This window comes from Candidatus Nitrospira neomarina (assembly GCF_032051675.1).
GTDB lineage: Bacteria > Nitrospirota > Nitrospiria > Nitrospirales > UBA8639 > Nitrospira_E > Nitrospira_E neomarina.
On the sequence record NZ_CP116968.1, the window covers coordinates 1,180,769 to 1,205,890 of the forward strand.

Annotated in this window: 19 protein-coding genes; 10 read left to right on the forward strand and 9 right to left on the reverse strand. The window is 50.2% G+C overall.

Features of this window, described 5'->3' with window-relative positions:
* Positions 1–33: 33 nt before the first annotated feature.
* Positions 34–687: a hypothetical protein gene (locus PQG83_RS05270; protein ID WP_312747560.1), complete on the reverse strand. Its 654-nt coding sequence runs from the start codon at positions 685–687 to the stop codon at positions 34–36.
* 119 nt (positions 688–806) lie between these two features.
* Positions 807–2,246, reverse strand: a complete 1,440-nt coding sequence (locus tag PQG83_RS05275) for a hypothetical protein (protein ID WP_312747562.1) — start codon at positions 2,244–2,246, stop codon at positions 807–809.
* 496 nt (positions 2,247–2,742) lie between these two features.
* Here PQG83_RS05275 and PQG83_RS05280 point away from each other — a divergent pair, with 496 nt between their 5' ends.
* The gene (locus PQG83_RS05280; RefSeq protein WP_312747564.1) at positions 2,743–3,603 is read left to right on the forward strand and encodes a DsbA family protein; all 861 of its coding nucleotides are present in this window, start codon (positions 2,743–2,745) and stop codon (positions 3,601–3,603) included.
* Positions 3,604–3,760: 157 nt separating this feature from the next.
* Here the strand turns inward: PQG83_RS05280 and PQG83_RS05285 are convergent, their stop codons facing one another.
* Positions 3,761–5,290 (reverse strand): Rqc2 family fibronectin-binding protein, encoded by a 1,530-nt coding sequence (locus PQG83_RS05285; RefSeq protein ID WP_312747566.1) that lies wholly within the window; start codon positions 5,288–5,290, stop codon positions 3,761–3,763.
* 145 nt (positions 5,291–5,435) lie between these two features.
* Positions 5,436–6,293, reverse strand: a complete 858-nt coding sequence (locus PQG83_RS05290; RefSeq protein ID WP_312747568.1) for a class I SAM-dependent methyltransferase — start codon at positions 6,291–6,293, stop codon at positions 5,436–5,438.
* Positions 6,294–6,648: 355 nt separating this feature from the next.
* On the opposite strand from PQG83_RS05290, the gene PQG83_RS05295 reads away from it, so the two are divergent.
* The 4 genes from PQG83_RS05295 to wrbA all read left to right on the forward strand — a co-directional run bounded on the left by PQG83_RS05295 (position 6,649) and on the right by wrbA (position 11,052).
* The gene (locus PQG83_RS05295) at positions 6,649–7,008 is read left to right on the forward strand and encodes a sulfite exporter TauE/SafE family protein (RefSeq protein WP_312747570.1); all 360 of its coding nucleotides are present in this window, start codon (positions 6,649–6,651) and stop codon (positions 7,006–7,008) included.
* Positions 7,009–7,352: 344 nt separating this feature from the next.
* On the forward strand, positions 7,353–9,329 hold the full coding sequence (locus PQG83_RS05300; RefSeq protein ID WP_312747571.1) for a monovalent cation:proton antiporter family protein: 1,977 nt from the start codon (positions 7,353–7,355) through the stop codon (positions 9,327–9,329).
* Between the two features lie 231 nt (positions 9,330–9,560).
* Positions 9,561–9,902, forward strand: a complete 342-nt coding sequence (locus PQG83_RS05305; protein WP_312747573.1) for a hypothetical protein — start codon at positions 9,561–9,563, stop codon at positions 9,900–9,902.
* Between the two features lie 538 nt (positions 9,903–10,440).
* On the forward strand, positions 10,441–11,052 hold the full coding sequence (wrbA, locus tag PQG83_RS05310) for an NAD(P)H:quinone oxidoreductase (RefSeq protein WP_312747574.1): 612 nt from the start codon (positions 10,441–10,443) through the stop codon (positions 11,050–11,052).
* A 258-nt stretch (positions 11,053–11,310) separates the two neighbouring features.
* On the opposite strand, the gene PQG83_RS05315 is transcribed toward wrbA, so the two are convergent.
* Entirely contained in the window at positions 11,311–15,405 is a 4,095-nt protein-coding gene (locus tag PQG83_RS05315) for a two-partner secretion domain-containing protein (RefSeq protein ID WP_312747576.1), read from the reverse strand.
* 1,711 nt (positions 15,406–17,116) lie between these two features.
* Here PQG83_RS05315 and PQG83_RS05320 point away from each other — a divergent pair.
* Positions 17,117–17,419 carry a cupredoxin domain-containing protein gene (locus PQG83_RS05320; RefSeq protein ID WP_312747577.1) on the forward strand — a complete coding sequence of 101 codons (303 nt, stop codon included), beginning with the start codon at positions 17,117–17,119 and terminating at the stop codon, positions 17,417–17,419.
* Between the two features lie 358 nt (positions 17,420–17,777).
* Positions 17,778–18,086 carry a Rieske (2Fe-2S) protein gene (locus PQG83_RS05325; protein WP_312747579.1) on the forward strand — a complete coding sequence of 103 codons (309 nt, stop codon included), beginning with the start codon at positions 17,778–17,780 and terminating at the stop codon, positions 18,084–18,086.
* Between the two features lie 236 nt (positions 18,087–18,322).
* On the opposite strand, the gene zwf is transcribed toward PQG83_RS05325, so the two are convergent.
* Complete coding sequence (zwf, locus tag PQG83_RS05330) at positions 18,323–19,891, reverse strand: glucose-6-phosphate dehydrogenase (RefSeq protein WP_312747581.1); 1,569 nt, start codon at positions 19,889–19,891, stop codon at positions 18,323–18,325.
* Between the two features lie 698 nt (positions 19,892–20,589).
* On the opposite strand from zwf, the gene PQG83_RS05335 reads away from it, so the two are divergent.
* From PQG83_RS05335 to PQG83_RS05345, 3 genes are read left to right on the forward strand one after another with little or no spacing between them, the layout of a single operon-like run.
* Positions 20,590–21,210 (forward strand): hypothetical protein, encoded by a 621-nt coding sequence (locus PQG83_RS05335; RefSeq protein WP_312747583.1) that lies wholly within the window; start codon positions 20,590–20,592, stop codon positions 21,208–21,210.
* Between the two features lie 39 nt (positions 21,211–21,249).
* The gene (locus PQG83_RS05340; RefSeq protein WP_312747584.1) at positions 21,250–21,705 is read left to right on the forward strand and encodes a metallophosphoesterase family protein; all 456 of its coding nucleotides are present in this window, start codon (positions 21,250–21,252) and stop codon (positions 21,703–21,705) included.
* Positions 21,706–21,721: 16 nt separating this feature from the next.
* Positions 21,722–21,874: a hypothetical protein gene (locus tag PQG83_RS05345; RefSeq protein ID WP_312747586.1), complete on the forward strand. Its 153-nt coding sequence runs from the start codon at positions 21,722–21,724 to the stop codon at positions 21,872–21,874.
* Between the two features lie 32 nt (positions 21,875–21,906).
* Here the strand turns inward: PQG83_RS05345 and PQG83_RS05350 are convergent, their stop codons facing one another.
* The 3 genes from PQG83_RS05350 to trpB form a co-directional block, all read right to left on the reverse strand.
* Positions 21,907–22,107: a hypothetical protein gene (locus PQG83_RS05350; RefSeq protein ID WP_312747588.1), complete on the reverse strand. Its 201-nt coding sequence runs from the start codon at positions 22,105–22,107 to the stop codon at positions 21,907–21,909.
* Between the two features lie 902 nt (positions 22,108–23,009).
* On the reverse strand, positions 23,010–23,807 hold the full coding sequence (gene trpA / locus PQG83_RS05355; protein ID WP_312747590.1) for a tryptophan synthase subunit alpha: 798 nt from the start codon (positions 23,805–23,807) through the stop codon (positions 23,010–23,012).
* Positions 23,808–23,887: 80 nt separating this feature from the next.
* Positions 23,888–25,081, reverse strand: a complete 1,194-nt coding sequence (trpB, locus tag PQG83_RS05360; protein WP_312747592.1) for a tryptophan synthase subunit beta — start codon at positions 25,079–25,081, stop codon at positions 23,888–23,890.
* Positions 25,082–25,122 lie beyond the last annotated feature (41 nt).

Here is a 25,122-nt window from a genome sequence, read left to right on the forward strand (position 1 = left end):
TTGTCTATACAGCTTTGGATAAACCGGTCTCCGCTAAATGGCACCGCAGTCCGCGAGCAACTCTTGAAGCGATTTGTCTACCCCCTTGCCCGGCAAATCGTCGATCCAGCACGGTTGATCAGAGCCGGCTATACATTGCTGCATGTATGCCCAATGTGCGACCTGGGTTGATTGAGTTCCCGATGCCATTTGCATGAGGAACGTCCATGAGCCACGCTGTTTGACAAGTTCGCCGGTGCCAGTCGTAATGGTTGGGCTTTTTGGGCCGGGAAGCTCTGTTATGCCATTGAAGGAGATTTCCACTCGCCCGCCTGGTTGACCTGGTGTACTCGGTGGTCCCGGTGTTACCGAGCCGATCATGTATTGACAGAGAGGAGGCTGGTCTTCAAATTTGACAACCACAGGCCCAAAGAAAAATCCGTCATCGAATTTCTCGATATGCCAGACCGTCTGGTCATCGATTGGTACAGTCGTATTTGGATTGCTGGGATCATCCGTGTCCCACGTGTAGGCCTTGAGATACTCAGATGGCACGTACCAGTAAGTTCCTCCGTTTTCTCCCAGCCAAGCCCACGGAGAAGTTTGTGGCTCCGATTTAGGACTCTTCGCCGCGACCTCAGGAGATAATCCCGTGGTGATCATGATCAAACACGTCACCATGGCAACAAGATATTTCGCTGGTAACATTTCGCCCCCCAGTCCTTTTTCGAGATACGTTTTTATTTGTGCTTGATTGGATTAACGTGCCTCTACCTCCAGGCTATGTTCGCGTAATCATTTATCCTTTCTGAATAAATGACAGCATATTAGTTACCACAGAGGGTGTTATTAATTTCACATTGGGTCATAATGCCGGCGCTGGTCTGTTCGGCGTTGAGGTTCACGATCGCCGCATTTGTCTGCTCGTTGATATTATCGCACCCACAAATTTGGCTGGCACAGCAACTACATTCGGCCAGCGCCTCGACCAGCGTGATCTCTGTCAAGCCATTCATATCTTGGATGCCGCTGCAGGCCTCTCCCAATAACTGTGCCTCAGTTTGATGGTCCGGAGGGGGGCCGTCCTGTCCGATACCCACGGTGGTGCATAGTGTGGCATCGCACGAATAGCCCAACTGAATGTCGGGATCATTGGGATTATTTTCGTTGCTTGATCCATAATAACCGCAGACGCTTTGACAGAGCGCCCCATCAGGCTCAATTTTGTAGTCTGTTTCCGGGTTAAACAGAGGGCAACCACTATCCCCTGGTGAATCAGGTATGCAGGGGAGGTCGGAAAGGATGATAGGGCCTCCGGCGGGGTTATACGCTGCCGACCAGACATTGTTGCCTCGACCATGCCGCTTTTCGGTGTGAGAGGAAGTGGTGACGGGTGGCGGGTCGTTGGCATTGCAACTTTGGTCTCCTTGACCAATTTGGAACGGTCCATCATAGACGGGGCATTTGCACTCCACGAGGTTCCGGCCATCCGCATCTGTTAATCCGGTGCGGTAGCAAGGCGCTGTCATGCAGCCCGCATAGACACCTTGATCACTTTCATCTGTACATTCTGTCGAAGTGTCTTCTCCCATGCTGACGTAATCGCGTCTGTACCGTTCTGAATACACGGATATCAGGTCGGCGCCGGGAACCAGTAAATTGGTATTGATCGCTTCGCATACCGGTGGGATTCTTCCGCTATTCAGGCATTCTGCTCCTTGTTTTCCGCAGGCTTCAATCGTTTCCTGATAGATATCCAGATTGGAAATGGCATGAATATCGACGAGGTAGGTCATTTTAGGAGATACCTCATCAGTAGATATTTCGAAACACGTACAATTAGCCAATGTTCCATCAGGGGAAAGCGTGCAGGGCAAAGAGGGGTTTTCATCACTATCCCCTGTCGGGGCATCGGGGCCTGAGTAATAGCACAGAGCATAAGAAAATGGCCTGCCGGATGGCGGGGTACATTGCAGGAAATTCGCCGCGGACGTCCAGACATTCGCATAAGCCGGACCAAAATCTGTGGTTACCGTATCATTAAAAATATATACATCACTGAGTTTCACGCCACGGAGGATCGACTTACTATATCGATGCCCATAGTTGCTCGGATCGGTCTTTGAAGAAAATCCGTCACGGTGATCCTTGTCGCCGGCATAGAGATCATTGCCACTTGCCAGGATGAAAATCAAAAGAATACTCAAACCGAAGAGTAAGTGGCCCGCTTCTCGCCAATGCAAGCCTAGACTGATGATGTATTTCATGATCAACCTCCATCCAGAACATTTCTAAGCCACAAACTCTAGCGCTTCAATGGGCTTCCGGTTTTTGTGGATCACTTTCTTAATGATCTTTCTACAGCATGTATTCCTTGAAAACGGATCCGTTGTCTCCGGATCCGTTGCGGACCATCTCTACCATACCCATCAGGCTTTTCCTGTTGGTTCATTGCCGTGTATCTGCGACAGGGCACCGCCTCTGATGTGATTCCGTCCCTGTTAGTTCATCTACCTGACCAGAACAAACCGGATGATTTTTAATCGGTCGGCAGAAAAAGTCAAGGAAATTCTGGCCGGGCCCGCTTTCTCGTGATTGTGCAACCTGGGTTGAACGATCTCATGATATTCCTCGATCTTCAGTCCTTGATTTGCTACCTTCTCTTTGAGAGTGAGTTTTGATCGAGATGCGTTGTGATAAAACTTGCACGGCAGGCTGTGCGATGAATGGCAACTATTTTTTGAATGGTATGGAAAGGCGGACATGAATCGACAAATTCAGGAAATTGAGAAACCGGAGAACAGCCCTGAAGGAACTAGCGGACTCGTCCGGGGACTGATCGGCCTGCTGGTGTGTGTCGGGTTGCTCACGATCAACCCTGGACCGGGTCGGGCCGTCGTTGAAGAAGATGTCCGGGCCCTTCGTGAGGATATGGAGCAGGTGAAAAAGGATCTTGCGGAAATTAAGAACATCCTTCAGAGTGCGACAAAACGGCAAAGACCGGAGAAAAGTACAGGCGCTGTGGGTGTGACCGGGGGTGCGGTGCTGGGGGAAGTCGATGCCCCTGTCACGATCGTGGAATTCTCAGACTATCAATGCCCTTTTTGTCGACGGTATTCATTAACGGTGTTTCCTGTACTTAAACGTGAGTATATCGATACGGGAAAAGTTCGGTATGTTTTCAGAGATTTTCCTTTGACCAGTATTCATCCACAGGCAGAAAAGGCCCATGAAAGCGCGCACTGCGCCGGGGAATCCAATAAATACTGGGAAATGCATGATCTGTTGTTTGAAAAGCAGAATGATCTCATGGTTCCCTCGTTGAAACAATATGCCGGGGAACTCGGACTGGATTCCACGACGTTCGAGGAATGCTTAGATAGCGGGAAATATCAGGTGGCTATTCAGAAGGACGTTGATGATGGCGGAGCTGCGGGAATTAGAGGAACTCCATCATTTTTTGTCGGGAAAAGTGGTTCAGGAGATTCTATAACCGGTACGATTATCCGTGGAGCTCAACCACTGGCGAAATTTCAAACCATCATTGATCAGCTCCTGAGTGATGCGTCGGACGCTGGTGTCTCCCCTGAATCCGATGACAGTCCACCCGCCCGGCTACCGTAAAACCACAATGGAGGCTGTTCGGTCATTCGCTCACTCGTGAGTTCACGTTCCCCAAGTAACCAACTCACCCAATTCGTAATCATAAATGCAAGCTCCCGTCGTTCAGTCGAGTACCGCATCGGCATGCTCATGTAATTTTTACTAACCAATACACATCCTAGTTGGTGCCGCCTTTCAACCGGTTCAATCGATCTTCTTGTAATTCAATCCAGAGTGACTTCTCTCTTTCCACCGTGACAGAACCGGGTTTGAAGCCTTTGCCTTTCCTGACGAATTTCCGCAACGTATAAATCACTTCACCTTTCCCGCTCTTTCGCAAATCACTAAACCACAGGGTCAATGTCGCCGCATCCTTTAATGTCTCTGGAGGCACCGTGGCGCCCTTCTCCAAGCGGACGACCACGTGCGAACCGGGTGTCCCACGAGCATGAAGCCAAAGATCATCCGGATTGGCGACCTTCAATGTCAGATGATCATTATCCTTCGCCGTTTTTCCGACTAAAATTGGAAGCCCATCGGCAGAGGTATAGGTCCGGTAGCCCTGGGCTGGAACCGGTCGGCCTTTGGATACCCGCGTTCCCTGAGGAATCGAGGAATCTGTTTTGTTCTTCGTTTTTGGTAACCCCTCAGGATCCACAATCCCTTGTTCCAACTGAGCCAATTTTCCCTCCAATCGGGCCACCTCTTTGTGGGCCTCGTCCACACGGGGTTGGAGATGTTCCTGAGCCCCGATATATTTATGATATTTCCGAAAGTAATCTTCCATATTCCACACCGCATCTTTAGCAGGGTCAAGAGGGAGCGTCAGGGTAGGCAGGGCCGGATCATAATAGTCAACCATGGTGATGGTCTCTTGTCCCTTGTTGATCTCATGGAGATGACCTTTCAATAGTTCGCCATACCGGGCATATTCCCGGAACCGCTCTGTCTTTTTGAAATCTTCTTGTAACGCCTGAATTTTTCGTTTGGCATGTTTCAACGCCTTCCGAGCCTGAATCAGTTGCTGCTCAAGGATGGTATCCCGGCCTTCTTCCTCTTCTCGCTGCCTATATCGGGCTTCCAGTTCCGCCGAAACCGGAAACATTTCGCCAAAGGTATCTGGTCCTTGAGTGGGGGCTCCAGAAAGCGGTTCACCGACTTTCCCATCCTGGGTGTTAACAATCTGGTCCGGAGAGTTGCGACCCTCCATTGCGGAAGGAGAGAGGGCCTCCTGGGAGGGCCCCGGCCTCAACGTTGGGGGCGTATACCGCTCTCCCATCTTCACACGGGAATCCCGTAAGGATCTCAAGACCAGTTTTTTTTCATTGAGGACATGCACATTCGCCTGATTGCCGGTCAACGCAATCACCAAAACAGACATCTGTTCGACTTTTGCTATGGTGATAAACACAATCCGGTCTCCCGGTTCTTGGCTGATCTCGGCAATGCGTCCACCCTCCACATGAGAACGTAGAAAGGCACAAAAGGGTGGGGGAGTCGGCGGATTCTCAAACTTCTGAGAAGTGAGATGCAGACGGGCGAACCGGGGCTCCACGCAGACAAGTAAGTGGCTTGTCTGTCCCTGGGCGCGAATATCGAGGGTTAAGGTCAAGTTCCGGGGTTGATGGATTTTCTGGACAAACCCACCGACCAGAGCCTTGCGTAATTCCCTGACAATGAACTCACATTCAGAAAGAGAAAGGGCCATAGTTAGGTGGTGCCGGTTCGAAAAAGATGGCGGACAGAAGAATTGAGTATGTCAATTTCTTCGGGAACATCTCAGACTAGGGATTGCCGGGAGCAAACGTTGATCTGGAGATATGAGGTCTTTGATCAAGTTGCCACAACATCCTTTATTCTGGATTTTTTCCGACCATATAGGCAATCCATGATGGGTCGGAATCACCTTTCTCGACGCGATGATAGGTGCCGGTCCCTTCATTCGCTTCTGCATTGAGGCCTTCCCAGAGAAAGTGCACGTCTTCAAAACCGGCCTCTTGCAGGAGTTCCGTGACTTCGGGAATCGTCCACAAGCGCCAATCATAGACAAAGGCATTACGAAGCTCGCTACCATCGCGGAAAAGAAAATGAATCCGTGTGGTACAAAAATATGTGGAGGGTTCAAAGACATCCTGATCCCACACGAAAATGAAATCGCCAATGCCGTCGTCAACGGGATTGTCGATGTCTCGATGCTCCTCCTGCTCAACCTGCGTTTCGCTGCCCCCCCAGATATCCAGCACAAACAACCCGCCAGGCTGAAGCGACCGCCTGGCATTCCTGAAATATTGCAAAAGGGTCGGACGATCACGGAACACCATATAACTAAAATTCATGGCGACGGTGAGTTGTGAGAGAGGGTGTTGGACGTTCAAGACATTGTCATTCATTAATGTGAGCCGCTGTTGTTGGTCGGGAGTCAGATGAGAAACATTATTTTTGATACCCCAATTCAGCGTAGGCCAATCCAGGTCAATGCCCAGAGCATGATTGTCGAGATGCCGGGTTACGAAATGGGAGGATAAAAAAGCGGTTCCGCAGAAATCTTCCCGAAAATGGCGGAGCGGAGTGTTGGTATAGCTCTCGAAATATTCGGTGAGGAACGGTATATCCACTTCAGGGCTTTGCACGCTCTTTTGGTAAAGAAGATGAGGGTCGGCCAACTGAGACATGGAAGCTGGTTGTAGAGAGTCATATTCAGGAGAAGTCATTAAAACCTCGTTTCTTTTAGAAGAATGAATTCACTGTAAGATTTCCCCAAACAGTGGAGTGGGGTATTATTGAAATTCGGAAACTCTCAAATTCTAGCTCATTGTGCTGGGCAATATTACGGGAATGCGGAGGTCTCTTTCCAGAGATAGGGCCAGGAACGGTTGAACCTCTTAATACTCATTTCTTGTGCACCCTTGTTTCCCCTTTGAGAGAGCAATGGTTACGGGGATGAAGAAAGGAGAAAAGAGATTTTGCACATCACCTGTTCCACTTGAATACGCTGGTATCCAACGGCGCGGTTCATTGTTACCGTTGATTCTTTGGTTTCACTTAAGATCAAAAAGGAAAATATACATGGATGGTACATCGTTAGCTATTATTGCGAGCGGAGTCTTGGTGGGTATGGGTGCCTCCTTCACCGGGCTCGGAGGCGGATTTTTGATGGTCCCCCTGCTCTTATTTCTCGGCTTCACGGCACAAAAAGCCGTCGGCACCTCATTTGTCGGAATCCTGGTGATTGCGGTCTCGGCCTTGATTGCCCACGGGAGGATGGCCAACGTGGATTACAAATATGGCCTTCTGCTCGGTCTGGGCGGAGTCATCGGGGCACAAATCGGTGCGCGCCTTGTTGAAGGTCTTCCCACTGAACTGTTCAAAAAAATCTTCGCGGTCATGCTCATTGGCCTGGCGATATATCTCTTTGTGAAAAAATAGGACCAAGTCGAGACACAGTCCCGGCATCAGGGGACATCGGCACGTCGTTGGTTATCGCTACCGGATATCCAGTGAACGGTACAATCAATTTTTGCTGAAATGACTATTTTCAATACATATCTCTTGCCAATTGATCATACTTAATAGTAACTATGAAAGGGGGGTGGCTTCTCTTTGGCTGCATGTTTGACTCCAGTAGGCATGACCGTCCGTCAGTGGTGATGAGCTTTCCCAAGATGGATTTTGGAGGACCGACGCCACAGCCTGAAATCTGTGGCGACCGGTCCATGTAACGCACCAACCACGACATTCCAGTATGGCATTGTGTTTGCGGAAAGACCCTGATGATTGAGCCGATTTTTCTCCAGTCTCTCTTTTTACTGGGAACAGCCGTCGTCGTGGTGGTTGTATTCCACAGACTTCATATCCCCTCACCACTTGCCTATCTGCTCGTTGGCGTGTTGCTTGGTTCCTACACCCCGGGGCCGGTCATAGAGGCCCAACCGGTTCGCGCTTTGGCAGAATTCGGAATTGTCTTCTTATTGTTTACGATCGGCCTGAATTTTTCGATGCCGCAAATCCATGCCTTGCGTCATCAGTTACTGGGTCTGGGAACGGGGCAGGTCCTGCTCACGACGATCGCTGTGGGTCTCCTGGCTTGGCTCGTGGACTTGCCCATTGCCGCAGCCTTTGTCGTGGGAGCGGTGTTCGCGCAGTCCTCCACAACGATTATCAGCAAGCAACTCATCGAACAGGGAGAGGAGCATAGTCGGCACGGACGATTGGGAATCGCCATGTCCGTGTTTCAGGATGTGACAGCCGTCCCATTCGTGGTCGTCATCCCTGTGCTCGCTATGGCTAATACGGAGATTGTGGTTCTGGCTGGTTCACTCGGGATGGCGTTTGCGAAGGCAGCCCTGGCGTTCGGACTGGTCTTCCTGGCCGGACGATGGGTGATGCGTCCCTTATTTTATCTGGTTGCAGAGCTTCGCTCTACGGAAGTGTTCACGCTGACAGTTCTGTTTGTGTCATTGGTTTCGGCATGGACTACGAGTAGTCTTGGCCTGTCTATGGCTTTCGGGGCCTTCCTGGCAGGGATGATGCTGGGTGAGACCGAATTCCGACATCAGGTGGAATCTACCATTCGCCCCTTCCGCGATGTGTTGCTTGGGCTGTTCTTTATCGGGATCGGCATGCTGGTCGACCCGTCGTCAATTCCGGGCATTTGGCATTGGGCATTAATGGGCGCCATGGTCTTGTTGCTCATCAAGGCAGCCCTGGTGGCGCTGATGGTACGATTATCGGGTATGGACACCTTGACTGCCTGGCGGACCGGATGGCTGTTGGCGGTGGGAGGTGAGTTCGGGTTCGCTCTGCTCTCCATTGCACTGGATGTGGGCGTGATCCAGGCAAATATCGGTCAGATTGTGCTGACCTCTGTGCTATTTTCTATGATCGTTGCCCCCTTTCTCATTCGGTACAATCAGGTGCTTGCCCGCTGGTGCGCACCTCGTCCGGCCCGGGAGGGGAAGGATGCAGTGCCCCAAGTGAGTATCGATTCCCTCGGGCCTCTTCGGGATCATGTCATTATTTGCGGGTATGGGCGCATCGGTCAGAGTGTGGCCCACCTTCTGGAAGAAGAACACATTCCTTATGTGGCATTGGATTTGGATTCGTCCAGAGTCAAGGACGCGAATATCGCCGGCGAGGGGGTGTTTTACGGGGATGCTTCGGAACGCACCATTCTTGAAGGGGTTGGTGTCGGCACGGCCCGGCTGGTCGTGATCGCTCATGCCGATGTGGCCTCCGCTCATAAAACGCTGCATCACCTTCGCGCCTTACGTCCGGATCTTCCGATCATGGTCCGCACTCGGGATGAAACCCATGTCGATGAATTGCGTGCGGCTGGTGCGACGGAGGTGGTGCCGGAGACACTGGAAGCGGGTCTCATGATCGCTGCACATGCCTTGGTGTTGTTGAATGTGCCTATTTCCCGTGTGGCGCGCCGTATGCGGGAACAGCGAAATGGGCGGTATCACTTATTACGTGAGTTTTTTCTGGGCGATAGTCTGTTGGCCTACACGAGGCAGGAACACAACGTCGACCGCCTTCGCCCTGTGGTTCTGCCGCCGGACAGTTCTTTTGTGGGACACACATTAAATCAACTGAATCTCAACGGCGTCGCGATTGCCGCTTTGGTCCGGGAAGGGCAACGGCAACTTATGCCGTCAGGTGAGACCAGACTGGAGGCATGGGATGTCGTGGTATTATTCGGCTCGCCTGATGATCTACAACGCGCTGAACGCGCCCTGCTCGGATAACGGGGATACGAATCTAGGGGGCTACGGCGTTATCGGGTGAATTCATCCTGGAAGCCTTACAATCCCTCAGTGGATGAGTGCCGTAACGTCATTCCGCGCGTTCCACCCAATTCTGTATTGAACCTCTTATGGCGTTTATGGCCATTTCTTTGACAAACGTCTGCATTTTCAGCATATTGCTTCTAGTACTTCATCCGACTTAACAGACCTTTATTGTTGTGAGGTATTTCTATGGCAACATGGCTCATTCCGGCACTGAAAGCCGTTCTTCCACATATCGGGACAATTATTTCGGCCACCGGACCCGCATTTACAAAAAAAGAAGCGGCTCCCACCACTGATCAGACGCATTTGTTGCAGCAACAAATCAGCGAATTACAGGCAGCTGCCTCCCAGAACGCCACGCATGTCAAAGAACTTGCCGAACAATTGCAACGCACCGTTGCGGCCATCGAACAGGCCGCCTCGGTGGCCACATCCAATCAGCAGCGCGCCTTGAAACTCAGTCTTGCGGCGATCGGCATTTCCGCCATAACCCTTTTAGCTGTTGTCTTTCAAGTGCTCGTCCCTTAAAACTTCATCACGCATTCACAAATCGACACCCCATAGAGAAGAGCAGAACGCACCAAAAGACTGAATTGGTCTATCTCCTCTTTCAATAAAACGAACCAATTGCAGCATTACGAGAATCGAAAACGGAGATCAGAAGACTTAACGGTTGGTGTCTGCTCAGAGTAAGGGAGAAAAAGGGGTTACCCGTTTGTCGTTAACTCATGAATAGGCTAACCCGCAGTTATAAACGCAGCCTTTGGATAATTGACCTTCGAAGTCTGTACTGAATGATAGCTCATGTGCCCTTGCATCTAACAATTGCGTATACAGTTCCCAAATTAAGCGAGCCCTCCCTGAATTTTTTCCTGATTGTCAAATGGGTATATATGCCTGTAAACGCTATTGGCAGGCCCTAGCCAACTCCTTTTTCAATTTTTGAAGCTGAAAACAGTGGGGCTCTCTTGTTAAGGTGACCCATAATTGCTGTGTTCAACTACCGCTGATAGTCTCCGATTCCTCGACAATGAATCAAATATTCTCTGAATAGAAGGAGGGTAACATGAAAGTGTTAATCGTGTACTATTCGATGTATGGGCATATCTATCAATTGGCACAGGCGGTTGAACAAGGAGTCCGACAGGTCAAAGACATTAATGTTGAGTTACGACGTGTTCCTGAAACCTTACCTGACAATGTGTTGGAGAAAATGGGGGCGATCGATGCGCAGAAGCAGCAGACTCATATACCAATCTGCACAGTTGATGAATTAGGGGAAGCTGGTGCGATTATCTTTGGTACTCCAACCCGATTTGGCAACATGTGCGGACAAATGCGACAGTTTCTGGATGGCACAGGAAAGCTATGGATGAGTGGGGCTTTGGTTGGAAAGGTGGGAAGCGTCTTTGCCAGTTCCAACTCACAGCATGGCGGACAGGAATCGACCATTCTCAGTTTCCACACGACCCTATTACACCACGGTATGATCATTGTGGGCTTGCCCTATACTTTTCAGGGGCAGATGACCATGGATGAGATTAGTGGAGGTTCTCCCTATGGAGCCGCGACAATTGCCGGTGGTGATGGGAGTCGTTTTCCAAGTGAAAACGAGCTAGCTGGCGCACGCTTCCAGGGTGAGCATGTCGCCACAATCGCCAGAAAGCTATCGGCCTGAGCAGACACGTGTGGATCTTGTAAATTTCAGCCACTTGTTCCACCTCCGAATACCACCTGCGCACACACTTTTATCAAGGCACTATCTCCAAACGAGAAAACGCCGCACATTTTATCTCTATAACCAGGGAAGGACGTATTCATAACCTGACTTCCTTTCATGAACATAGGGGAGGAATGTCACAAAGTAATCGAACCAAGGAAAATAAAATCTATATTGGGGATGCAGGTATTAAGAGGGATAGGTGTTTCACGATGGTTACGGACGGCAGGTTGCACGCTGACCAGTGGTCTGGCTGAAGAGAACCGGTGGGGCATATGTCGCTACGTGAAAGGGAACAGTTGGGGTTTGATTGTTTGAACCTACATGACGATCGATCGGATTCAAGGCACCAGAATGAGAGGCAAACGGCAGAAGGGGACTGGCTAACAAGGTTCCAGGAGTAGGCGCGATGGTGTCGGCCTTGGTATTTACAAACGAACTAAACCGGCCTTGCTCCGCCACACATTTGGTCCCATACAGGGTTGTCACCGGAACCAGATTTTGCGGCAAGGGCATAATAGTACTACTGAGGAATTGAACCGGGGATTCAATATTGACCCTGCCGCTGCCCCCGAACTGCGAACGGGCATCCAAGAACGTGAATGGGTCCATCACAATTGCCAAATTGGCCGTGAGGGTGATATCACCTCCAGATCCTGCAACGGCGGTACTCAAAACCTGACTATTTTTTAGTACGATAAAATCCGGGTCGAAATTGATACTTCCGGCCGACCCGGATCCTTCCTGAACCCGGCTGGTCACCTGACTATTGGTCACATCAATGCGGTTATCTGCCGTGAGTTTGATATTTCCACCCACCGCCGACCCCGCTTCTGTTGTCACAGAGGCCTTGTCAAGCAGGATGGAATCACTGGCCGTAATAAAAATATCTCCGGCATTTCCCGTGCCGGTTGTGGATGCACTAATAGCGGCTCCATCTTTCAATTTGATCACGGGGGCAGTAATCCGTAGATCCCCTCCTAATCCAGGTCCTTCCGTGCTACTAAAGGTTCCACTTCGGACAACTCGTGTTCCCTCAAGAATTCCTACTCCTTTTGCCAGAAAACTTTCCGTCGCCACTACCTGAATATTGCCTCCTGCTCCCGCGTCAATCGCATCCTCGCGAGGGATACTGCTGACGGAAATCTGCCCTCCGCTCTTTATTTCTATCGTTTTCGAAACAACCTCAATTTGCCCAGCGTCACCCGCCCCATCAGTACTGCTTGAAATCTTACTTGGCAGGGGTCTTCCGATGGCATCCGGGAAGGGGACCATGCCCGACATGATGAGCTTATCTGCTGTGAGAAGAATTTTTCCGCCCGGCCCTGCATTCTCAGGCTGAAGATTTGTCGTGCCATTGTTGATTTGCGCCCCATTAGCAATTGTCAGATTTTTGGCCGAAATAATAATATCTCCAGCCTGATTGATTCCGTGGGTTCTGGTTCCAATGCTGGTTGGTCTAATCGTCCGCCCATTTGCTTCGGGAAAGGGATCCGATCCGATTGGATTTTTCGGGAATTCAGTACGCATAAGGTATCCGGAAATCGTTAAACTGTCATGGGCCGTAATCGTCACGTTCCCCCGCTGAACCCCCGGCGTACCGGATTGAGATTCAGCGGTGACATCGGCTCCATCACGGATCACAATAGTATTGGCTGTCAGCGAAACATTTCCGGTTCCTGCCGGTCCGATTACTCCAGCGCGGATAGTGGTTGGAGCCCAACCGAATTTTCCTGATCCCCCAACTATTCGTGCGCCTGATAGGATTATGGTGTCAGCTTTAACAGTGATATCTCCTGCACGCGGGCGCTGTCCCTTTGGCATGTTGGCCACTATCTTTTCTATGGCCTCCGTTATGGGTATCACTCTTCCGGAGGATGACGGGGCTATGATTTCCGCCCCATCTTTCATCACAACAGTTTTAGCTGTAATCGAAATATCGCCGGCATTACCAAGAGGTAGATCCGCTAGCCGATTGTCGTGTTCCTCTGCGCGAGCAATAATTCGACTTGATATTTCCTGGGTCTTGCTGGTGTTATTGATTTCTGGATCATGCACGCTCATGAATCCCGAGAGAGAAACATGTTCTTCGGCACTGATACTTACCCGGCCGGCATTACCACTTCCCCGGCCTCTGGTTCTTGATGAAATCCAGGCACCATCCAGCATTTCAATATTTTTGGCCGTGATGGTAATGTCACCACCATGACCGGGACCCTCTGTACCACTAGAAATCTCACTTCTAAAAATTGTCCTGTTCTTGTCCACTTTTTCGTACGCACCTGACAATCGAATCGTCTCTCCCACGTCAAGGTGTATTTTCCCACCAGCTCCCGCTCCATTTAGAGCCGCATTGGAGATGAGGCCTCCGCCGGCAACCAATAGGTTTTCTGCACTGATTTGAATATCGCCTCCGCGATTCACGCCTTTTGTCTGAGCACGAAGTGCACTCTGAACGACGGTTCGGGGGTTAAGGGTGTTTTGTGGAAGAAGATTCGGTGGAAACTCCGTTCGAACCGCGGTTCCCGAGATGACAAGATTTTCTTCTGCATGTATCTGGATGCTGCCGGTTTTTTCTATTCTAGTCATAGATGCCGTTTCCGCCGTGACCATACCTCCATCTTCAATCGTGATATTGTCTGCTTCCAACAGAATGTGCCCCGCCGAAGCCGGGCCAGTCGCGCTGGCTGTCATTTCACTTGGAATAATGTCGATGACCTTTCCGTCCATTTCGGCTCCAGTAAGGTTTAGCGTAGCCGCCTTAATGTTCACGGTCCCGGCAGATGGAGCATTATCGAGCATGTGCATGTCCGGTTGCTCCTGTCCCATTGACGCGACATCTATTTTCGCCCCATCCAAGATTCGGACAGTTTGACCGGTAATATTGATCGTTCCGCCGGAACCCAGGAGTCCATTCCCCGGAAAAGTCAATTCACTGGCACCCGCAAAGAGGCCTGATGAAGCGATGTCATTGGCATGTGTGCCTGAAAGAAGAATGTTTCCTGAAGCCGCAATAAAGATTTTTCCGGCATCGCCGCTGCCTCGTCCAACGGTGCCGGTTGAAATGCGAGCCCCCTCACGTATGGTGAGATTCCCGGTCTGTACCGTGATGGTACCCGCCCGACCTGTTCCCACCGTGTTGGCAAACAAGCCGCTAACGGCCTCTTCCCCGGGCGAAAAATTAGTTAAACGTTTATCACCCCCGGATAGGGTGATGTCGCCATCAGGGGCAGTGACCATGATGGTTCCCGCATCACCTTCGCCTCGGGTGCTCACTGATATGTGTCCGCCATCGGTCAACTCCAATGTTTTTGCCCTGATCGTAATCGTTCCCCCCTTCCCGGAGCCTTCTGTCCTGGCAAATATCCCGCTCGGGGTGTTTGTTTGCCCGCCTGTACCCGCTACCTGGACATTTTCGCTTACCTTAATATCGACATGGCCACCTTTTTGCGCCCCCAGCGTATTGGCACGGATTTGGGAATCGTGATCGAGGACCAATCGACCGCCCCGAATCAACACCCTGCCACCATGTTCTCCGCCGACATCCATGCCAGACTGGTCCGAGATCCGGATGGTGCCATCCGACCCCATGGTTTGCCCATGAATATTGGAAGTCCGGTCCAACGTGTTCGCCAGAATTTCTCCCGGCGAGCCGACACTCGCCAGGGCAATCTGCCCTCCTGGTGCAGTGAGACTGCTACGGCCAATGGTGATGTCACCGCCTACGAGCGAAAGCGTTTGGCCTTCCGAAACCGACAACGTACTGCCTTCAACAGAAATGCCGGCTGGATTCGGACCGAGAAATCCAAAGGCCGCAATCGGAGCAATGCTAAGAAGAGAATCCTGTGCACCGGGCAATGCGGTGAACTGTGCCCCATCTGCCAGTCGCACATAATCAGCGGTCGTAAAATGGGTGGCCCCGCCCACATTCAAGGCAGCATTGGGGCCGAAGACTATTCCCGCGGGATTCATCAAAAAGAGATTGGCATTGCCGAAGCCTTTGGTCTGAATGGTTCCAAAAATATTGGAAGGATTGCCGCCGGTGACGCGACTCAGGATGTTTGAAGTCGGAAGTCCCGAATCGTTCATGAAGTTGGCAATATTGTCGGTGGGAACACCAAACTCCCCAAAGCTATGGAAGAGATTGCCTCCGCCACCCGGCCTTGTTCCACCGGTAATATCATGTTGAACCGCTCCGCCGGGAAGATGCCTCGGCGCACTGACCTGAGTATTGAGTCCGGATGAAGTAATGGGTGGTGTTTGAGCCTGAGCCAGACTTACCACCACAAACATGAAGGTCCCAACGGACAAAAAGACAACGAGTATCCTTTGCAATTTTCTTTGGAAGATGTTGAAAGGAAAGCGAAGCACGAAATTCAGTCCTTACTTTTCTTTCTGGTCGAAGGTGATACTATTCTATTCCGTTTGGCTTAGGAATCAAGTGGGCTTAGAAATGGAACGGTCCGACACGTGTCTCACGGGATCAGGGTGTACCTGCCCGGACATAGGCCTATAAGCAACTATTCCTAAGTGTGCCCATCCTTATAGGCTATAAGACAGGACTTGAAAAGATACGCGGAGGGATCTTCCTTCAGAAGTGGGGAGCCTAACCGTGGGAGTAACCTTTTCCCTCCTCGTTTATTGTTTCTTTAAGGTCTCGAAAACCGTTTCCAGTGTCAGACACGTTTCATTCCGACCCACTTTCAAAATCTATCCATCAGAACATCCAGAACATCGTCGTGCCGGACACGTTTAATCGTGCATCCCTCTATAGTCGTCATTCTCGTCGGTAGTAGGCGGGGATTCATCTTCACTCTTTCAGCCGATTGAAACCTGAGAAAATTGGAGTGAGGTATTCCCTCTCGATTCAACACAGTCTCGGCCAAATGAAACAAGAAAGTCCGTGGAGGTCATTAAGGCAACGCGCTAAAGATGTCGTATGGGAAGACCTGTTATTAAAAACAGAGGGGGGGGCAGGGCGTGAAGTTTTGAGTTATTGCGAAGCGAGTTCACGAGCGTGAGTAATCTTGAGTTTGCCCATCGGACGATCCCGCAGAACTTCCAATGGTACGACTGTAGCGGTTTTTTCTTCCAGGGTAAAAAAATCCTTTCGTGAAGTTTGATGATCTTGCTAAGTCCGACTTCATCGGCCAAAAACGTTTCTTTTGGAAGGGGGGATCGAAACACAAACAACGCCACTTCGATCTGATGAGAATAAAGATCCGTCTGTGCATCCACCACCGCACTAACGAACTTTCTATGCTGTCAGATGGGAACCGCCTTGTTATCTCACAGCCAAGCATTTGGGGTGGTAGTCAGTGATCCAAAATACCCGCAACTCTGTGAGTAAATCGAGGAGTCGTCTATAGATTGTTGAACCTGGAATGCAGATATAAGGTATGAGTGAAAGGCCCATTGCGACAATTTTTCAGCTTCTCTGTTTGTCATTTGTCCAAAGTATGTAATCAACTCATTGAGAAAAGTACACCAAATTTGTTTAAAATTTTTTTCAGTGAGATGAATCGTGTATGTTGAGGACTGGTGTTCAAAGGTTATGAAGAACAGTAGCTTTCTTCTATGATGGATAGTGGCATGACAGAGGGAATGAGAGATCTGCCGCTTTTGGTTTACGCCATGTTGGGTTTAACGAACCGGAGTATGATCTTCAGGGATTGGCCTTGTATGCGGGGGAAATGATTCAGCATCATTTATCCCCATCCCCACACCCTCACCTGGAACATCCCTGTTTTTCTGCATTGAGGCATCCAACTTCCGGAGGTGGGTCGGTTATAATGAAGAAGGTCACAAAGGGCTCATGGCTCAGGGATTAAGGGTTTGAGAGAGGCGGGGATCGTGGACCTTGCAGCCGCATGCTTTATTAAAGACCTTGTTTGAGACCTGTAGACACCATACATTCCCTACGACCATACAATAAGAAAGGAGATATCCTCTGAAAACACTCCAGTGTGTCATTTTTCTCTATGTCGTCTCGCTAAGCACTGCTACGTTTGGAGCCGAATTTGTGAATGAGCCGATCCGGATGGAACATTTCCCTCCCTATTATTATCCTCATGAAGCTGTCGTCTGGGCCGGTGTTCCCATTCAATGGATTAATGCGACCGCGTCTCCTCATACCGTCCAGCATGATGATTGTGGAACAGAGAAACCGTGTCTGTTCGATTCCGGGAAAGTCGCACCCGGAAAGACGTACACTCTTCCAGGGCTGCCCCCTGGACGCTATTCATACCACTGTCAAATTCATCCGATTATGGGCGGAACGTTAATCGTCGAGGATACGAAAGGCCGAGATGTTTCACCGCGATAAGGGAGCATTCTTTTTCTGACTGTTGCGAATCGCACCAATTTTTATGTCCACGCGCTGTTTGTTGTGGCTGGGTTTCGCCCTGGCAGGCGAGGCCCTTCTGTTGCGGCAAAAGGGCCCAAAATCATTGACGCCCCCTCTGACCTGATAAGAACGGACGGACGCCAATCTGCGGAGGGCGCCCTAACTTGCGGAGCCTGCCCTGAGTCTCGTCGAAGGGCTCACACAAGGCCGCCAGGAGAGCGTCCCTCCTGGGGCCAGCCGGCAAGCGTCGGACGACGGACGAATCCTTCTGAGAGACATCTAAAAGCGAGAGGAACCATAATGATGCTGTATGACCCTCTTTAACCAAGGAGCTCGCATGCCCGATGAAACCTGGGTCGATGTCGGTGGTGCAGACGAGTTGAAACATCAGCCGGTACAGCAAGTGCTGATCGGACGAACACCAGTGGCGTTAACCTACTGCAATGAGCAGTTCGGAGCGATCAATGGTGCGTGCAACCATGTGGGCGGGCCGTTGGGTGAAGGGACATTGGGGGGAGAGTACGTGGTCTCCCCTTGGCATTATTGGAAGTTTCATTATCGGACCGGAAAAGAAGAACCCGAGTATGAAGAAGACGCGGTGCCGGCCTATGACGTGAAAGTAGAGAACGGGCGAGTCCTGATTTGATCTACGGCGATTTCGAAACGAACGCGTCAAGTACATGAACCCCATCCGCTTGCTCGAACTCCCCGCAGGGAGGACGGTCCGATTCGGGTTCTCGGAATTTCCACGACCGTCATGACGCCTGATCACCCTCGCTACAGTGTCGTCCCTGTGGGAGGCTGAGGGCCAATTTTTTCTGAAATGAATCTATTTCTATTAGTGTAAGAGCAGGTGGAATTTCCGGACATTCAACAGTTTCCTTATCCGTGGTTTCTCCACATTCGGCCGTCCCTGGCCAGCAAGGCATCGGCTTCCGGCGGTCCCCAGCTCCCTGAGCTATAGGGACGAATGGCATGCGAGCCAAGGCTCTCCCACACTTTGACAATGGGATCGACGATACTCCAGCCAACCTCGACGCTATCACTTCGCTGAAATAGTGTTGAGTCTCCAGCCATCACGTCGTGCAGGAGTGTCTCATAGCCTGTGCTCGGCGCATCACCGAAATATTCCGCATATTGGAAATCCATATCCACCGTCCCGACCTTGACCTTGGGTCCTGGAATTTTGGCTCCAAAACTTAGGGAAATGCCTTCATCCGGTTGAATGCGAATAACCAGCACATTCGGCGTGAGCTTGTCGACTGGAGTCTTACGAAATAACATCAGTGGAGCAGATTTAAACTGAATGACTACTTCGGTCACTCGGGTGTGTAACCGTTTGCCGGTCCGAAGGTAAAAGGGCACGCCTTCCCAGCGCCAACTTTCAATACCTAGGGTCATTGCGGCAAAGGTTTCAGTCAGGGAGGCTGGATTGACATCCTTTTCCATTCGATAAGGAAGGACACTGTGATTATTAATCGATCCGGCCTCATATTGTCCGGCAACCGTTGATTGTAAAACCTCGACGGGATTCATGGGCTGGATGGCACGGAGTACCTTGGCTTTCTCGTTCCTGACCGCTTCGGGATCAAACGTATTTGGTGGTTCCATCGCCACGAACGCCAAGATTTGCAGGAGGTGATTGGAGACCATGTCTCGGAGGGCACCGGCTTTTTCATAATAGGCCCCGCGATGCTCAACCCCTAATGTTTCCGCAACAGTGATTTGGACATGATCAATATATTGACGGTTCCAGATTGGTTCAAAAATGCCGTTCGCAAAGCGAAATATTAAAATATTTTGAACGGTTTCTTTTCCAAGATAATGATCGATCCGGTAAATCTGACTTTCATCGAGCACCTGTCTCAGGGCTTGATTGAGCGATCGAGCCGATGGCAAATCATGACCGAAGGGTTTCTCAATGACGATACGACGGGAAAAATCTTTTCGATGTTCGACTAATCCTTTGGCGCCCAGTTGCGCAACGATTTCCGCAAAAAATGTTGGAGCCGTGGCCATGTAATAGAGGTAATTTCCCTGAGTCCCATGTGTAGTATTTAACTGTGTCAGCAGAGACTGAAGGCGGTCGTATGTTTGAGAATCCCGAAAATCTCCTGCCAGGTAATGCAGGCGATCAAGGAGCCATTCTTTGATGGTGGCATCTACGGGACGGGGACATAATTCGTCGATGTCCTGACGGATCTTTTCCCGAAAGTCATCCGTATGCATGGGAATCCCATCAATCCCAAGGATGGCAAATTCTTGAGGGAGATGATGACTTGAGGCCAGGTTATATAAGGCGGGAATCAATTTTCTCTTCGTGAGATCTCCCTGGGCCCCAAATATGATAAATAACGTCGGCGGTCGCGTGTGCCCATTACTGGGCTGTTGGAAGAGGGTACCCTCTTTTAGTTCATCGGCGTGGTCGAACACAGGATGGGACGTTTTCACTGAGTCTCTTACCTTTCCGGACGTGTCATTCGCATCGGGGGTCCATGTAGAACATAATCCAACCGAGGAATGGGACTTGGATTCCTCATAATAGTTTTGCCTGATAAAAAAGGCTGCGACAATGCGCCGCAGCCTTTACAACCGTGACCGGTCTCTTTATTACTATACCATTTCCAGGGATAAGCGCTATCCAAATGGGTCTGTTGAAAAAAGCCGCCAGCGGCGTTCTCGCCATTTTCCTGTGCTCACGTACTAAGCGTACGCTCCGCGCGTAAAAGCGGCTGCGGCCTTGCTGGACGGACTTTTTTGAACCGACCCGGAGCCTTTGATGAGTAATCTAATCCTGGGCAAATTTGCCCTTGAACATCTTTAATATTCAACACTCCCCAAATGACTGCCCGGATACACCATATGGGATTGAGAAACACAGGCGCCTTCTGAAGGGAGGGATCATTCCAAAAAAAAGCTCGTTCGAGTGATGCATGGAAGTTTTAAGTCGGTTCAGAAACGGGGTGGTCAGGTTCCCGGATGAGAGTTAGATCTTTTTCTCTTATTGGAGTAGAACGCCCTAGTTGTCAGTGGGTGGACCCAATAATTGCCAGACAAGTTCCTCCAGACAGGGGGCGGGGCGGGCGGCATAGTATGATTCAGAACGCCATGCTGGACATATGATTTTTATGCTATGATAAGGAAAAAGAGTGTTATTTTACGCAATTCTGTTTAGGCCTATGTCGCCTTTTCAGTTATTTCTTCTTCTTCCTTCCAAAACAGGCTTTTGGAAAGACGCTTGGACGCATTCCAAATTATTCCCCGGTTATTTAAGTGCGTTAGCGCTTGTAATTTTGCTTGGGGATTTCGTAGCAGGTCCAACCATTCAGTTTCCCATTTTGTATCTCATTCCAGTGTCCCTGGCCTCCTGGTATAGGGGATTTTCCTGGGGGCTGACATGTGCCGTGGCGTTGTCTCTGATTAGATTGCTTTTTAATATACAGTTTTGGTCGGTTTCCCTCACCCTATTAGATGCCTCCATTAACACGGTGATCAGAATCCTTGTTCTTGGTGGGGCGGCTTTCCTTGTCAATCGAACCGCTAGGCAAACGCGGGCATTAGCCAACAGAGTCAATATCTTGGAGGGCTGTCTTCCTATTTGCAGTTTTTGCAAAAAGATTCGTGACGACAATAATAACTGGCAACCGCTCGAACGATTTATTAGTGATCGATCTAATGCCCAATTTACGCATGGGTTTTGTCCCGAGTGTGGCTTACGCCATTACGGGGAAATATTTAAAACGGGTGATCAACCGACAATAGACTCCTGATTCGCAAGATGAGGATATCGAAAATAAGAGAGAGAGAAGATGATCGGGATTATTTCTGATACGCATGGGCTGGTGCGCCCTCAAGTGATTGCAGCTTTGACCGGTGCGAAATTGATTATCCACGCCGGAGACATCGGAAGCCCTGAGGTCCTGAAGACACTGGAGGCGATCGCTCCGGTGATCGCCGTTCGTGGGAATAATGATCAGGACCCTTGGGCTGCGCAGATTCCCCTAACGAATGTCGTCGAACATCAATCGTATGTTTTATATGTTGTGCATGAACTGGATCACTTGGATTTAGATCCGGTTGCCGCCGAATTTTCTGCGGTCATTTTTGGGCATTCCCATCGTGCCTCTGCCGAGAGACGCAAGGGAGTACTCTACCTCAATCCTGGCAGTGCCGGCCCTCGTCGATTTACTCTCCCGATTTCCGTGGCGCGTCTTCATTTGACTGAAACCGGCCTTACACCTGAAATCATTGAGATTACCAAATAAAGAGAGGGGATACGCGATGAGTCTTTTAGGAGTGGTCTGGTCGACTCTTATAAAACCCATGAGACTTGAGTGCTTTGCCGGTTGCTTTCTGGTCAAAGGGGTTCGCTTTGCCAGAACCTTTGGAGATGTGAACATGAAACCAGACCATAGAGTTGATCTATTGGCGTAATGCAAGAAAGCATTGAGAAAGTGAATTCGTGATTAGGTTTCTAGATATAAACGTAGGGTATTTTCATGTCCCAACGTGACATGTCCGACTTTGCATTCTCCACTAAGGGAACAGGTGCGTTTGATCGCCAGCACGACCGCCGGGCTTTCATCAGAGCGATAAATGACATCTTCAATGCGAATTTCCACCGCTTTTTCTTGATCTTCCTTGTCTAAGTATTCGGTTTCACCCATGAACAACCCCTTGTTAATTATGGACGTTTTAGCATGTGTCTGCCTTCCAATAGACCAAGAACCGTGCCAGAAATTCCTGAAAAGAAATGGATGAAATGCTTGAAAACCAGGTAAGTTTTAGCTTAATTGTGCTGTGGGGATTTTGACACCGGGCAAGGACTGCCAGGGCTAGGTAAAAAGGATTTGCTGGATTTTCCCTGGAAAATGACAACAGGAAGAGGGCCGATATTTTTCTTTGCTCCTAAAGGAGCCAAATGTAATCGGGCATTGGCCAGCAACCTACCGGTTCATTGTTCTTGAGTTCATCATCAGGGAATGCAAAGTGGTTTGTTCCCAAAGTGCTTCAGCTCAGGGTGTCTGCGTGCAGGGCCTCATCGAAATTCGACCTAATAAAGCGGGCTGCCCTACGCCCAGATGGGCTGAGGCATTGCCCAGGGTGTGACAACCTGGCAAACGAGGATTGGGCGGTTCGTCTGGTTATAGTGAAAGTCCGGGTAGGATCGTGGGATGTTTTCAATACTTGTTGGGAGTCTCGGGATATCTGAACTTGTTTCCCTCTAACCGGTGGCGTGGTGTTCGAAACGGCGAGGAATCAGTTGAAGATGCAGGGCGCCCCTGACTGACTCCTCCCTTGCGGACCTTTGAGTGGAATGTTTGCGAAATTTTCTCTGGCGGGTATTTTAAGGATATAAAATATCCCTGTGTTGGAAAGATCGGTCCAAAATTGAGGGAAGGGGTGATTCAGTTCCGAGACATTGTGGCAGTAAAAGCCGCGGAAAATAAGAAATGAGGATATCGATGATGAGCATTGAAGGTGTTAGTTGAAACCAGTCAGCGCTTATAAACGCCGGGGGGCCTTATGCTTTTTGATTAAGCATGGGTGACGATTTGGTTGTGACAGGCTAGAGAACCGATTTCCATTGTTGTGCCATGCCCTGGATATCGGTGAGAAAAGTCTGGGCGGAATGGTGTTCATTAATGTATCGAACCAGGGCACTTCCAACAATGACCCCATCCGCAAATTGTCCAACTTCTCTGGCTTGCTCGGGGGAGGCAATTCCAAATCCCACTGCCACAGGTTTCCGTGAGGCTCGTTGAAGCTGTTGGACGCTTTGGCGCACCAGACTGAGATCGGTCAGCTTTGCACCGGTAATGCCGGTAAGAGAGACATAATAGATAAAGCCATGTGATCGCTTGATCACTGCACGTCGTCGTTCCGCCGTGCTGGTGGGAGCAAGCAGGAAAATACTCACCGGTCCTCCCGCCGCTTGAGTGGCATGATAAAGAAGGTCAGATTCCTCCGGAGGCAAATCCGGCACGATGAGTCCATCGACGCCCGCGTCAACGGCATTGGCACAAAAATCCTTAATCCCCATCGCCATGAGGCTGTTGTAATAGGTCATCAAAATAAGGGGAATAGATGTTGTTTTTCTCAGGTTGGCGACAGTGGCAAGGATATTTTTAAGAGTTGTCCCAGAGTGCAGGGCCCTTTCTGCTGCTTGTTGAATCACCGGACCATCGGCGATAGGATCCGAAAATGGCACACCCAATTCGATCAGGTCGGCACCACCCTGTTCCAACGCTAATACAAGAGATTCCGTCATTGCTAAGGTCGGATCGCCAGCCATAATGTATGGGATAAGGGCTTTTTTACCCTTGGAGTGGAGTTGTGCAAATGTGGCTTGAATGCGATTGCTCATATCAGAACATTTCAAATGTGATGGGAGACTTGGCGGCCGTCCTGGCCTGGTGATTCTCTGGCCACTGAGTATGCCCTCTCCTAGAGAGGAATTCCGCGCATTTTGGCTAATTGTTGAACATCTTTATCTCCGCGCCCGGAGAGATTCATGATTAAGATCTGTGACTTTTTCATCGTGGGCGCCAGCTTGACGACTTCTGCAACTGCATGGGCACTTTCTAATGCGGGAATGATGCCTTCTTCCTTAGCGAGTAAGTCGAACGCGGCTAAGGCCTCAGCATCCGTTGCGGAGGTGTACTGGATTCGTCCGGAATCATGATAGTAACTGTGTTCAGGACCGACTGCCGGATAATCCAATCCGGCAGACACTGAATGTGTGGGATTGACTTGACCGTCCTCATTCTGGAGAAGATAGGTCATCGTGCCATGTAAAACGCCGGGTATTCCTCCTGCAAAGCGCGCGGCATGTTTCCCGCTTTCTATCCCGTGCCCACCGGCTTCCACGCCGACCATCTTGACTTGAGTATCTTTGACGAACGGATAGAATAATCCAATGCTATTGCTGCCACCGCCGACACAGGCGACAAGACAGTGAGGCAACCGACCTTCCAGTGCAAGGATTTGCTTCCGGGTTTCTCGACCAATCACGGATTGAAAATCCCGTACCATCATGGGGTAGGGATGGGGGCCCAGGACCGATCCAAGCAAATAGTGAGTCGTGCTTACATTGGTGGTCCAGTCACGCATCGCCTCACTGATGGCATCCTTGAGTGTGCGACTTCCAGAACTCACCCCCGTCACTTTTGATCCAAGTAACCGCATTCGAAAGACATTCAATGCCTGTCGTTCCATATCCTCGGTGCCCATGTAAATTTCGGCCTCCAGACCGAACATGGCCGCTACAGTCGCCACCGCTACGCCATGTTGTCCGGCACCGGTTTCAGCAATGACACGTTTCTTTTTCATTCGTCTGGTGAGCAAGGCCTGCCCGACGGTATTGTTGATCTTGTGGGCACCGGTATGACACAGGTCTTCTCGTTTGAGGTAAATCTTGGCTCCACCAAGTGTTTTGGTGAGACGTTCGGCGAAGAAAAGGGAAGTGGGACGACCGACAAATTGTTTCAGGCAATTCAGAAATTCCTGCTGGAAGGGCCGGCTTTTCTTCGCCGTACGATACGCCTGTTCCAATTCATGAATGGCGGGCATCAGGATTTCCGGAGCATACTTGCCTCCGAATTGCCCGAAGCGCCCGCGTTTATCAGGTATGATTGCCATGAAATGTTCTTCTGAAAGAGGACGTAAAAAGAAAAGAGTAT